Consider the following 13250-nt stretch of genomic DNA (forward strand, 5'->3'; position numbering starts at 1 on the left):
AGCGTGGTTTAACGGGGCGCCTGAGATCAAGATCAAAAGCAGATCAAGAGCGGCTCGCTTCGCATCGTGGTTACCGTTGAGCTTACAGAGTTATGTTGATACCTATGCCTTCATGTGGGAGTTAGCAGACTGACGGCTATTGTCAGAAATTTCCCACAGGAGTACAAATGTACTCCATGACAAACCTGACTCCCCGCCGCACTGCCATCCTGACCTTCATCCGCGAGCGCATCGCGCAACAAGGCCAGCCTCCCAGCCTCGCCGAGATCGCCGAGGCGTTCGGCTTCGCCTCGCGCAGCGTCGCCCGCAAACATGTGGTGGCGCTGACTGAAGCCGGCTTTATCGAGGTCAACCCCAACCAGGCCCGTGGCATTCGCTTGCTCAATCAGCCTGCGCGCCCCGAGTGGCTGGATGTGCCGGTACTCGGCCGGGTGGCGGCCGGTCGGCCCATTGGCGCCGATGCCGAGGTGCACAGCCGCTTGCAACTGGACCCCGCCACCTTCGCCAAAACCCCCGACTACCTGCTGCGAGTGCAGGGCGATTCGATGATTGAAGATGGCATTCTCGATGGCGACCTGGTGGGCGTACGCCGCAGTGCAGAAGCCTTGAACGGGCAGATTGTGGTGGCGCGCCTGGACGGTGACGTCACCATCAAACGTTTCGAGCGCCACGGCGACAGGGTTCGCCTGTTGCCGCGCAACCCGGTGTATCAACCCATCGTGGTCGGGCCCGAGCAGGACCTGGCCATCGAAGGTGTGTTCTGCGGCCTGGTGAGGCAAGGCTGATGGGCGCCGTGGTTGCCCTGGACTCGCTGTTCAATGGCGGGCGAGTCTGGAAGGGCCGGCCCGCCGCGCCACCGGCCAGCGTACATCCCACGGGGCTGGCGGCGCTGGATGCGGTGCTGCCCAGTGGCGGCTGGCCGGAATCGGCCTTGAGTGAAATCCTGATGGCCCAGGACGGAGTGGGCGAGTTGCAACTGGTGCTGCCCACACTGGCGCGCTTGTCGGCCCTGGGCGAGCGCATTGTGCTGGTGGCGCCGCCCTATACCCCCTATCCCCATGCGTGGCAGAACGCCGGGGTGGATGTGCGTCAGTTGTCCATTATCCGGGCCGAGGAGCGCGACGCACTGTGGGCGGTGGAGCAATGTCTGCGTTCGGGCAGTTGCGGTGCGGTGTTGTGCTGGCCGCGCAAGGCCGATGATCGTGCCTTGCGGCGTTTGCAGGTGGCGGCGGAAACCGGGCAGACCCTGGCGTTTGCCTGGCGCTCCCTGAGCGAGGCGATCAATGCCTCGCCCGCCGCCCTGCGCCTGGCGGTCGAGGCCAGGCCCGCGCAAGTGCGGGTGCTCAAGTGCCGCGGCGGGCTGGCCCACCCGGCGCCGATTGCCCTGGCGGGGCATTGAGGTTGCCATGCGTTGGGTGTGTATTGTCTTCCCGCAATTGGCGCTGGACGGAGCACAGCGTGTGCATCCCGAACCCGCGCAGCCGCTGGCGCTGCTGGCCGGCACGCCGCAGCGGCGCGTGTTGCAAGCCGTCAACGCCGCCGCCCGCGCCTTGGGCCTGCGCCCCGGGCAATCGTTGACGGCGGCCCATGCCCTGGCCAAGCAGTTTGCCTGTGTCGAATACGACCCGTTGGAGATCGAGCGGCTGCAGCAGTTTCTGGCCGCCTGGGCCTACCGGTTCAGCTCCCAGGTCAGCCTGTATTACCCACGGGCCTTGTTGTTCGAGATCGAATCGAGCCTGGGCCTGTTCGGGCCCTGGCCGCAACTTGAGGCGCGTTTGCGCAAAGAGCTGACCGAACTTGGCTTTCGTCATCGCATCGTCGCTGCGCCCAACCCGGCGGCGGCGCGGGTATTGGCAAACTGTTACGACGGCCTGGCCGTGGCCGATGACCGCGCCCTGATGCAGGCCCTGGCATCGCTGCCTATCGACCGTGCAGGCCTGGAACCCCAGGCCGCCACCGCCTTGTCGCGCATGGGCCTGCGCAACCTGGCCCAGGTGCAGGCCTTGCCCCGGCATACCCTGGCGCGACGCTTTGACGCCAGCCTGCTCAAACACCTCGACGCCCTCAGCGGGCAGCGGCCATTGGCCCTGGATTTCTATCAACCGCCCGATCAGTTCGATGCACGCATCGAATTGAATTTCGATGTGCAATCCCACCAGGCGCTGCTGTTCCCCTTGCGGCGCTTGACCGGCGATCTGTCCGCTTTCCTGTGCGGCCGCGACAGTGGCGTGCAACGCTTTGACCTGCACCTGGAACATGCCCAGGCACACGACAGTGTGATCAAGGTGGGCCTGCTCAGCGCCGAGCGCGAGCCTTCGATGTTGTTCGAACTGGCCCGTGGGCGTCTGGAGCAGGTACAGGTCACCGCGCCGGTGCGGGGGGTGCGCCTGGTGGCCGAGGACTTGCCGGTGTTTGTGCCGCAACGCCAGGACCTGTTCGACGACCGCCCGCAACAAACCCTGCCGTGGGAACAATTGCGCGAACGCCTGCGTGCACGCCTGGGGGATGAGGCGGTGCAGGGCCTGCGTTTTCAGGCCGACCACCGCCCCGAATGCGCCTGGCAAGCCGCGACCGACCACCAGCCGTGCCCGAGCTTGAACAAGGTCCGGCGCCCAGGTTGGTTATTGCCGCAACCGACCTTGCTGGCCGAGCACGGCGTACAGATCCTGATGGGCCCGGAGCGCATTGAATCCGGCTGGTGGGATGGCGCCGATGTGCGCCGCGACTATTACCTGGTCCAGACCCGCGCCGGCCAGCAGGGCTGGGCCTATCGTACGGTGGGGCAAGGCGATGGGCTGTGGTTGCAAGGCTGGTTTGCATGAGCCCCCTCGGTCCGCCACCCTCTGTAGGAGCGAGCTTGCTCGCGAAGGTGGTTAACGATAACGCGGGAAACCAGGATGAACGCGGTGCCCTCGGGTTTTTCGCGAGCAAGCTCGCTCCTACAGGGGAGAGGAGTGCATGAGTTATGCCGAGCTGCACTGCCTGTCCAATTTCAGCTTCCAGCGCGGCGCCTCCAGTGCGCTGGAACTTTTCGAGCGCGCTAAAGGCCAAGGCTACAGCGCCCTGGCGATCACCGATGAATGCACGCTGTCAGGCATCGTGCGCGCCTGGCAAGCTGCCAAAGCCGTGGACTTGCCGCTGATTATCGGCAGCGAAATGCACATCGAAAACGGCCCGAAACTGGTGCTGCTGGTGGAGAACCTGAGCGGTTACCAGCACCTGTGCCGGCTGATCACCCTGGCGCGGCGACGGGCTGAAAAGGGCAGTTATCGTCTGCTACAGGAAGATTTCGAGCAACCGCTGCCCGGCCTGTTGGCGTTGTGGGTGGCGCAAGACAGCGACACCCAAGCCAGCCTCGACTGGCTGCGCCGTACCTTCGACCAACGCCTGTGGCTGGCGGTGCACCTGCATTGTGGCCAGGATGATGCGCGCCATCTGCAACAGCGCTTGCAACTGGCCCACAGCCTGCAAATCCCTGCCGTGGCCTGCGGCGATGTGCATATGCATGCGCGGGGCCGCCGTGCCCTGCAAGACACCATGACCGCCATCCGCCACCATGTGCCGGTGGCCGAAGCCGGCACGCGCCTGCACCCCAATGGCGAACGCCACCTGCGCAGCCTGGATGCCCTGGCGGCGCTGTACCCCCAGGCCTTGCTGGATGAAACCCTTGCCATCGCGCGGCGTTGTACCTTCGACCTCGGCCAGTTGCGCTATCACTACCCACGCGAGCTGGTCCCCGCGGGCCATGACGCCCAATCCTGGTTGCGCACCCTCACCGAAGAAGGCATCGCCCAGCGCTGGCCCGAAGGTATCGACGACAAGACCTTGCAGCAAATCCGGCGTGAACTGCAGCTGATCAGCGAGCTGGGTTACGAAAGCTATTTCCTCACCGTGCATGACATTGTGCGCTTCGCCCGCAGCCGTTCGATCCTGTGCCAGGGCCGAGGTTCGGCGGCTAACTCGGCGGTGTGTTTTGCCCTGGGCATCACCGAAATCAACCCGAGCCTGACCAACCTGCTGTTCGAGCGCTTCCTGTCCAAAGAGCGCAACGAGCCGCCGGATATCGACGTGGATTTTGAGCACGAACGCCGCGAAGAGGTGCTGCAATACGTGTTCCAGCGCTATGGCCGCACCCGTGCAGCCTTGACGGCGGTGGTCAGCAGTTACCACGCCACAGGCGCAGTACGCGATGTGGCCAAGGCCCTCGGGCTGCCGGCAGACCAGATCAACGCCTTGGCCGATTGCTGCGGGCGCTGGAGCGATGAAGCGCCGCCGTTGGAGCGCCTGCGTGAAAGCGGCTTCGACCCAGACAGCCCACTGCTGCGCCGGGTCTTGACGCTCACCCAGCAACTGATCGGTTTTCCCCGGCACCTGTCCCAGCACCCTGGCGGCTTTGTGATCAGCGAATACCCGCTGGACACCCTGGTGCCGGTGGAAAATGCGGCCATGGCCGAGCGCACCATTATCCAGTGGGACAAAGACGACCTCGACGCCGTCGGCTTGCTCAAGGTGGACATCCTCGCCCTGGGCATGCTCAGTGCGATCCGCCGCTGCTTCGATTTGCTGCACCGGCATCGCCACCGGGACTTGAGCCTGGCCACGATTCCCAAGGAAGACCCGGCCACCTACGCCATGATCAGCAAGGCCGACACCATCGGTGTGTTCCAGATCGAGTCGCGGGCGCAGATGTCGATGTTGCCCAGGCTCAAGCCGCAGACGTTTTATGACTTGGTGATCGAGGTTGCCATTGTGCGCCCCGGACCGATCCAGGGCGGCATGGTGCATCCGTACTTGCGGCGGCGGAATAATGAAGAGCCCACGACCTATCCGTCGCCGCAATTGGAAGCAGTGCTCAAACGCACCCTGGGCATCCCGCTGTTCCAGGAACAGGTGATGCAAATCGCCATGGTCGCCGCCGACTACAGCCCCGGCGAGGCCGACCAGTTGCGCCGTTCCATGGCCGCCTGGAAACGTCACGGCGGCCTGGAGCCCCATCAGCAACGCCTGCGCACCGGCATGCTCAAAAACGGCTACACCGAAGCCTTTGCCGCGCAGATTTTCGAGCAGATCAAGGGCTTTGGCAGCTATGGTTTCCCGGAGTCCCACGCCGCCAGTTTCGCCTTGCTGACCTATGCCAGTTGCTGGCTCAAATGCCATGAGCCGGCGGCCTTCGCCTGCGCCCTGATCAACAGCTGGCCCATGGGTTTCTACAGCCCGGACCAGATTCTGCAGGACGCGCGGCGCCATCGCTTGCAGATCCGCCCCGTGGATGTGCAGGCCAGTGACTGGGACTGCAGCCTGGAGCCCATCGACGGCCAGCAACCGGCGATTCGCCTGGGCTTGCGCATGATCTCAGGGTTTCGCGAGGAAGATGGGCGGCGTATCGAGGCGGCGCGTCAGCATCGACAATTCAGCGACATCGCCGACCTGGACGCGCGCGCCGGGCTGGATACGCGTGCCCAGGCGCTGCTAGCGGATGCCGGGGCCTTGCGCGCCCTGGCCGGCAACCGCCATCAGGCGCGCTGGGACGTGGCCGGTGTGCATCAGCAACTGGGCTTGTTTGCGGGCCTGCCGAGCCCCGATGAAATGCGGGTGGCATTGCCCGAGCCCACAGTCGGCGAGGACTTGCACGCCGATTACGCCACGCTCGGTACCACCCTGGGGCCCCATCCCCTGGCGTTGTTGCGCGCCGAGTTACGCCGGCGCCGCTGCCGCAGTTCCCAGGAGTTGCTGGCGGTGGAACATGGGCGCAACGTAAGCATCGCCGGGCTGGTCACCGGCCGCCAGCGCCCAGGCACGGCGAGCGGCGTGACCTTTGTCACCCTGGAAGATGAGTTCGGCAACCTCAATGTGGTGGTCTGGCGCGACCTGGCCGAGCGTCAGCGCCAGGCGCTGGTGGGCTCGCGTTTGCTCAAGGTGGACGGCCGTTGGGAGGCGGTGGGCGAGGTGCGGCATTTAATCGCCGGGCGCCTCACCGATTTGACGCCGCTGCTGGAGGGGATTGTGGTGCGCAGCCGGGATTTTCATTGAGTTCAGTAGTTTCTGCATTCCTGTGTATTCAAGATGAAACCATCCACCGCTGGCGCGCTCCAAAACTTGCGACTGTCTTGTCCCCGCACAGAGCCCAATCATGCAATTTTTATCCAACCCCCATGGCTGTGAAGGCTGGGCCGGCGAAATGGCCCAGCGGATTCGCACATTTGACTGGTCCAGCACCGACCTTGGCCCCTTGGATCAGTGGTCCACGAGCCTGGCGTGCACCGTGCAAATGATGCTGGCCTCACCCGTGCCGATGGTGATGCTGTGGGGGCGGGCGGGGTACATGATCTACAACGACAGCTATTCGGTATTTGCCGGCGGGCGCCATCCCTACCTCTTGGGCACTCCGGTAGAACTGGGTTGGCCGGAAGTGGCCGAGTTCAATCGGCATGTGGTGGATACGTGCCTGGCGGGCGGCACCTTGTCGTTCAATAACAAGGAGCTGGTGTTATCGCGTCACGGCCAACCGGAAAGCGCGTGGCTGGACCTCTATTACAGCCCCGTGGCCGGGGACAACCAACAGCCGGCCGGAGTGCTGGCGATAGTGGTGGAAACCACCGAACTGGTGAAGTCCGAGCGGGTGCGCCAGGAGCTCACCCATAATCTGGAGCAGCGCGTAGCCGCTGAAGTGCAGGCGCGGTCGGCCGCCGAAGACCAGTTGCGCCAGTCACAGAAGCTGGAAGCGATTGGCGGCCTGACCGGTGGCGTGGCCCATGACTTCAATAACCTGCTGCAAGTGATCGCCGGCAACCTGCATTTGCTCGCCCGGCATGAACCGGACAACCCCCAGGTGCAACGTCGCGTCACCGCGGCCATCGCCGCCGTGGAACGTGGGGCCAAACTGTCGTCGCAACTGCTGGCCTTTGCCCGTCGCCAGCCCTTGTCTCCAGCGGTGTACAACCCGCAGCGCATCTACGCCGGCCTGGGCGAGCTGTTGCAACGGGCGCTGGGGGAAACCATTCATATCGACGTGCAACTGCCCCAGGACTCCTGGTGCATCAATGTCGACCGCAACCAGCTGGAAAACGCGCTGCTCAACCTGGCGATCAACGCCCGCGATGCCATGCAGGGCGAGGGTGTGATTCGTATCACCGGGGAAAATGTCATCCTCAACTCGCAAGATTGCGTGGGCAAAAGCATCAAGCCCGGCGAATACGTACGCCTGGCGGTGGCCGACACCGGCGTGGGCATGTCCGAGGCAACCCTCAAGCGCGCATTCGAACCCTTCTTTACCACCAAGCGCGAAGGCCACGGCACTGGCCTTGGGCTGAGCATGGTGTTCGGTTTTGTGCGCCAAAGCGGCGGGCATGTGGACATGTGGAGCGAGGAGGGCAAAGGCACGGTGGTGCAGATGTATTTCCCCCACTGCCTGGAGCCTGAATGCTTCGACGACTACAGTGATGCGGACCTGCAAGGTGGCGGCCAGGAAACCATCCTGGTGGTCGAGGACAATGAAGGCGTACGCCTGACGGTGGTCGAGTTGCTGCAGCAGTCGGGCTATACCGTACTGACCGCCGAGGATGGCGACCGCGCGATGCAAGTGTTGCAGCGCGGCGCAGTACCGGATCTGATCTTTACCGATGTGGTGATGCCCGGTCGGGTCAAGAGCATCGACCTGGCCACGTGGGCCCGCGCACAGAACCCGCCGGTGCCAGTGCTGTTTACCTCCGGCCACACCCGCGACATTCTGTCTTCCAATCATCTGCTCAGCGCCGATATCCACCTGCTGAGCAAACCCTACAGTCCCGATGCCCTGACCCAACGCGTGCGCAGGGTGCTTGGCGCAAGACAAGGTTGCCCATGACATCACAGCGCAACATCCCACCGCTCACCACCCAGCAAACGGGCTTCGTCAGGGTGCGTGGCGCCCGTGAACATAACTTGCGCAATGTCGATGTGGATATTCCCCGGGACGCCCTGGTGGTGTTTACCGGCGTGTCTGGCTCTGGCAAATCGTCCCTGGCGTTTTCCACGGTGTATGCCGAGGCCCAGCGCCGCTATTTCGAATCGGTGGCGCCCTATGCGCGGCGCTTGATCGACCAGGTCGGCGTGCCGGATGTAGACAGCATCGAAGGCTTGCCGCCTGCCGTGGCCCTGCAACAGCAACGCGGTACACCGAGTGCGCGCTCGTCGGTGGGCAGTGTCACCACCTTGTCGAGCTTGATCCGCATGCTCTATTCCCGCGCGGGCCGTTATCCGAAAGGGCAGGCCATGTTGTACGCCGAGGATTTCTCGCCGAACCTGCCCCAAGGCGCGTGCCCGCAATGCCATGGCCTGGGCCGTGTGTATGAAGTGACCGAGGCGCTGATGGTGCCTGATCCGTCGTTGACCATCCGTCAGCGTGCAGTGGCGTCCTGGCCGTTGGCGTGGCAAGGCCAGAATCTGCGCGACATCCTCGTGACCCTGGGCTATGACGTGGACATTCCATGGCGCGACTTGCCGAAAAAGCAGCGCGACTGGATCCTGTTCACCGAAGAAACCCCCACCGTACCGGTGTACGCAGGCTTCACCCCGCAGCAGACCCGCGAAGCATTGAAACGCAAGTTGGAGCCCAGTTACCAAGGCACCTTCAGCGGCGCTCGGCGCTATATCCTGCACACCTTCGCCCACACCCAAAGCGCGCTGATGAAAAAGCGCGTGTCGCAGTTCATGCAAGGCAGTGCCTGCCCGTTGTGCAAGGGCAAGCGCCTGACCCAGGCGGCGCTGTCGGTGAAGTTTGCCGGGGTGGATATCGGTGAGCTGTCGCAACTGTCCCTGGCGCAATTGGCTGAGTTGCTACGGCCGGTGGCGGCTGGGCAAGACACCATGAAGCTGTCGGTGGAAAAACGCCTGGCAGCCCAACGCATCGCCCAGGACCTGCTCGAGCGGGTCAATACGTTGATCGACTTGGGCCTGGGTTATCTGTCCCTGGAGCGCAGCACGCCGACCTTGTCGTCGGGGGAACTGCAGCGTTTACGCTTGGCTACCCAATTGGGCTCGCAGTTATTCGGCGTGATTTATGTGCTCGATGAGCCGTCGGCGGGTCTGCACCCGGCGGATGGCGAAGCATTGTTCACTGCGCTTGATCGCTTGAAAGCCGCAGGCAATTCGCTGTTTGTGGTGGAGCATGACCTGGAAACCATGCGCCGCGCCGACTGGCTGATCGACGTGGGCCCGGCTGCCGGCGAGCATGGCGGGCAAGTGCTGTACAGCGGGCCGCCCGCAGGGTTGGCGGATGTCGAGGCCTCGCAGACCCGCGAATACCTGTTTGCCCAACCTCGCCCGACCAATGCGCCAAGCCGCGAGCCGGCCGGGTGGCTGAAGCTGGAGGGCGTGACGCGAAACAACCTGAACAATTTGAACGTGGATTTCCCGCTGGGCTGTTTCACCGCGGTGACGGGGGTTTCCGGCTCGGGCAAATCCAGCCTGGTCAGCCAGGCGCTGTTGGAGTTGGTGGGCACGGGCCTGGGGCGCGTGCTGGAAAGCGACGACGAACCGAGCCTGGAAGATGCCGCACCGCAAGCCAGTGGCGGGCATATCAGCGCCGGGCTGGAGCACATCCAGCGCCTGGTGCAGGTGGACCAGAAGCCCATCGGCCGTACGCCGCGTTCCAACCTGGCGACCTACACCGGGCTGTTCGACAACGTGCGCAAACTGTTCGCCGCCACGCCGGCGGCCAAGAAACGCAATTACGATGCCGGGCAGTTCTCTTTCAACGTCGCCAAGGGCCGTTGCCCGAACTGCGAGGGTGAAGGTTTTGTCAGCGTTGAGTTGCTGTTCATGCCCAGCGTGTACGCGCCATGCCCGACCTGTCACGGCGCGCGCTATAACCCCGACACCCTGGCAATCAAATGGCAGGGTTTGAACATCGCCCAGGTGCTGGGGCTGACGGTGGAACAGGCGGTGCAGGTGTTCGCCGAGCAGCCGGGCATCCTGCGCTCGTTGTTGGTGCTGCGCGATATCGGCCTGGGTTATCTGCGCCTGGGGCAGCCGGCTACCGAGCTGTCCGGCGGTGAAGCCCAACGCATCAAGCTTGCTACCGAGCTGCAACGTAACGCCCGGGGCGCTACGTTGTATGTGCTCGACGAGCCGACTACCGGCTTGCACCCCAAGGACGTCGATCGTTTGCTCAGCCAATTGAATCACTTGGTGGAGGCAGGGCATACGGTGGTTGTGGTGGAGCATGAAATGCGCGTGGTGGCCCAGAGTGACTGGGTGGTTGATATCGGCCCGGGGGCAGGGGACTTGGGCGGAACGGTGGTGGCGTGCGGTACGCCCCACAGAGTTGCCAAGAGCAAACAAAGCCGCACCGCACCCTTTCTGGCCAGAGAACTGACCTAATAACCAACTGTAGGAGCGAGCTTGCTCGCGAAAAACGTCAACGATAACGCGTGCGTCCTGAATAAACGCGGTGCCTGTGAGTTCTTCGCGAGCAAGCTCGCTCCTACAAGATCTGCTCTTTGGCCAGCTTCACCACATTCTCCACGGTAAACCCGAACTTCTCCTGCAACTTGGCCAACGGTGCCGAGGCGCCGAAGCTGTTCATCACCACTTTGGCGCCGGTCTGCCCGACGTAGCGGTCCCATCCCAAGGGCCCTGCCTGCTCCACCACTACGCGGGCTTTCACCGCCGGTGGCAGGACGCTGTCGCGGTAGGCTTGCTCCTGGTCTTCAAACAACTCCCAACTGGGCATCGACACCACGCGAGCGCCAATGCCTTGGTCTTTGAGCTGCTCATACGCGGCCACCGCGAGGCTGACTTCGCTGCCGGTGGCGATCAGGATGACCTCAGGTTGATCTGCACCGACCAACACATAGGCACCTTTGGCCGCGCCAGAGGCTGCGGCATAGTGGCTGCGGTCCAGCGTCGGCAATGCCTGGCGCGATAACACCATACAGCTGGGCCGATGGGTTTGTGCCAGTGCCACCTTCCACAGCTCAAGGGTTTCATTGGCATCGCCCGGCCGCAGGGTCAGTAGCCCCGGCGTGGCACGCAGTTGGGTCAGGTGTTCGATGGGCTGGTGGGTGGGCCCGTCTTCGCCTACGCCGATGGAGTCATGGGTAAACACGAAGATCACCGGCAATTCCATGATCGCGGCCAGGCGGATCGGCGGTTTCATGTAGTCGCTGAACACCAGGAAGGTCGAGGTGTACGGCCGCAGGTAGGACAGCGCCATGCCGTTGGCAATCGCGCCCATGGCGTGTTCGCGGATACCGAAGTGCAGGTTGCGCCCGCTGTAGTCATCCGCGCTGAAACGCCCGGCACCGTCGAAGGTGAGGTTGGTCTTGGTCGAGGGCGACAGGTCTGCCGAACCGCCCAGCAGCCATGGGATCTGTTGGGCGAAGGCATTCAATACCTCGCCGCCCGAAGCGCGGCTGGCGACGCCTTTGGCATCGGCAGCAAAGCTTGGCAGGTGTGCTTGCCATTGTTCGGGCATTTCCCCGGCACGCATGCGTTGCAGTTCATCGGCCTGTTGCGGGTCGAGGGAGGCCAGGGTCTGGTTCCACTCGGCGTACAGCGGCTCGGCACGTTCATAAAGGGCATCGCGCAACACTGTGCGAGCCTCCTCGGGTACGAGAAAACTTGAATCCTGCGGCCAGCCATAGGCAGCCTTGGTCAGACGAATCTCGTCCTCGCCCAGTGGCTCGCCATGGGCTGCAGCGGTGTTGTGTTTGTGCGGTGAGCCGTAGCCGATCACGCTGTCCACCACGATCAAGGTGGGGGCGCCGGTATTGGCCTTGAAGGTTTCCAGCGCCACGCTCAACGCCTGCAAGTCATTGGCATCGGTGACGTGTACGGTGTGCCAGCCATAGGCCCGGAAGCGTTGGATCACGTCTTCACTGAACGCCAGCTCAGTGTGGCCCTCGATGCTGATGGTGTTGTTGTCGTAGATCCAGCACAGGTTATCGAGCTTCAAATGCCCGGCCAGGGACGCGGCTTCGCTGCTGATGCCTTCCATCATGTCGCCGTCACCGCACAGGGTGTAGACGTCGTAGTCAAACAGCACCTGGCCGTCGCGGTTGAAGCGCTCAGCCAGCCAGCGCTCCGCCATGGCCATGCCCACGCTGTTGGCGCAGCCCTGGCCCAACGGGCCGGTGGTGGTTTCCACACCCGTGGTCATGCGGTACTCGGGATGGCCTGGGGTCTTGGAGCCGATCTGCCGGAACTGCTTGATATCGTCCAGGCTGACGGCCGGCTGGCCGGAGCGCTTGCCGTGGGCGTCGATCTCCACCACACCGGCCAGGTGCAACAGCGAATACAGCAGCATCGAGGCATGCCCTACCGACAGCACAAAACGGTCACGGTTGGGCCAGTCGGGATGCTCGGGGTGATAACGCAGGAAGCGACTCCACAACGTATAACCCACCGGGGCCAGGCCCATGGGCGTGCCCGGATGGCCCGAGTTGGCCTTCTGCACGGCATCCATGGCCAAGGTGCGCAGGGTATTGATGCATTGGGTGTCGGCAGCAGTGGCAACGTGATTCATAAAACCGTTCTCCCTGGGGTGGCGATCTACAGTTGAGGGCAGGGCAGGGCAAAGGTTTGATCCCATCGCTTGCGCCGCGACGAACGGGAATGTATTGACCCCGAACATGACAAGACCGGTTGGAATGGGCTAGCTTCAAGGGCGTAGACCATCGATCAATTTGTGGAGGTACGCCATGCCAGTGAAACACGACCTGTATCAGGACTTGGGGTTGAGCAAGGAAGTTGTTCACGAACGCAGGGCGCAGGACAAACGGTTGGATGCGCTGCTCACTCAATACGACGACGCCGACGCTGAGGTGCTAAAAGCGGAAAAAGCCAGTGCCAGCGATGAGGATGTGGAAAAGCTGAAGAAGAAACGGCTATTGGTCAAAGACGAAATTGTGGGGCGGCTGGGTTAAGCGGTCCCTCGCCACACATTTGGAATGTGCATATTTGTTCAGAATTGTCTGGAGGACAAATGCCGTTTCACTCCTTATGATGCGCCCCGTCCACTCGGCTCTGGGGCTTGTTGCGGCGCAAGGATTGCGTTGTTGAGCCGGGTGGGCATCCTCAGAATTCATGCAACACAGGGCCGAATCGGTCGGCTGCAAATGCTGCCTGTGGGAGCTGGTTTGCCTGCGATGGCGGCCTCCCAGCCGACGCCTATCCACCTGACACCCCACAATCCAAATGTGGGAGGCCCCACTAAGTCTCCGACATAGCGCTGTCGCGCATCAAACTGGTTCATCGTAAGGTTTAAGAAC

General features: G+C 63.2%; 8 protein-coding genes. 7 read left to right on the forward strand and 1 reads right to left on the reverse strand.

The window, feature by feature from the left end; all coding sequences use genetic code 11:
• Window positions 1–167: 167 nt before the first annotated feature.
• The 6 genes from lexA (at window position 168) to uvrA (ending at window position 10359) form a co-directional block, all read left to right on the forward strand.
• A complete protein-coding gene (lexA, locus tag DK871_RS27365) occupies window positions 168–785 on the forward strand; it encodes a transcriptional repressor LexA (protein WP_161907357.1) in 618 nt (205 codons plus the stop codon).
• Window positions 785–1399, forward strand: a complete 615-nt coding sequence (gene imuA, locus DK871_RS27370) for a translesion DNA synthesis-associated protein ImuA (protein WP_003191873.1) — start codon at window positions 785–787, stop codon at window positions 1397–1399. The genes lexA and imuA overlap by 1 nt, the downstream gene beginning before the upstream one ends.
• Window positions 1400–1406: 7 nt before the next feature.
• Window positions 1407–2822 (forward strand): DNA polymerase Y family protein, encoded by a 1416-nt coding sequence (locus DK871_RS27375; protein WP_161907358.1) that lies wholly within the window; start codon window positions 1407–1409, stop codon window positions 2820–2822.
• A gap of 136 nt (window positions 2823–2958) precedes the next feature.
• A complete protein-coding gene (locus DK871_RS27380) occupies window positions 2959–6030 on the forward strand; it encodes an error-prone DNA polymerase (RefSeq protein WP_161907359.1) in 3072 nt (1023 codons plus the stop codon).
• A gap of 100 nt (window positions 6031–6130) precedes the next feature.
• A complete protein-coding gene (locus tag DK871_RS27385; RefSeq protein WP_161907360.1) occupies window positions 6131–7843 on the forward strand; it encodes an ATP-binding protein in 1713 nt (570 codons plus the stop codon).
• Window positions 7840–10359: an excinuclease ABC subunit UvrA gene (gene uvrA, locus DK871_RS27390; protein ID WP_161907361.1), complete on the forward strand. Its 2520-nt coding sequence runs from the start codon at window positions 7840–7842 to the stop codon at window positions 10357–10359. The genes DK871_RS27385 and uvrA overlap by 4 nt, the downstream gene beginning before the upstream one ends.
• Before the next feature lie 103 nt (window positions 10360–10462).
• Here uvrA and tkt read toward each other — a convergent pair whose 3' ends face one another.
• Entirely contained in the window at window positions 10463–12505 is a 2043-nt protein-coding gene (tkt, locus tag DK871_RS27395) for a transketolase (RefSeq protein ID WP_161907362.1), read from the reverse strand.
• A 175-nt stretch (window positions 12506–12680) separates the two neighbouring features.
• Here tkt and DK871_RS27400 point away from each other — a divergent pair, with 175 nt between their 5' ends.
• Window positions 12681–12905 carry a DUF465 domain-containing protein gene (locus DK871_RS27400; protein WP_014718181.1) on the forward strand — a complete coding sequence of 75 codons (225 nt, stop codon included), beginning with the start codon at window positions 12681–12683 and terminating at the stop codon, window positions 12903–12905.
• The last annotated feature ends 345 nt before the right edge of the window (window positions 12906–13250 follow it).

The sequence above is a fragment of the Pseudomonas sp. L13 genome (genome assembly GCF_009935965.1).
Lineage (GTDB): Bacteria > Pseudomonadota > Gammaproteobacteria > Pseudomonadales > Pseudomonadaceae > Aquipseudomonas > Aquipseudomonas lactis.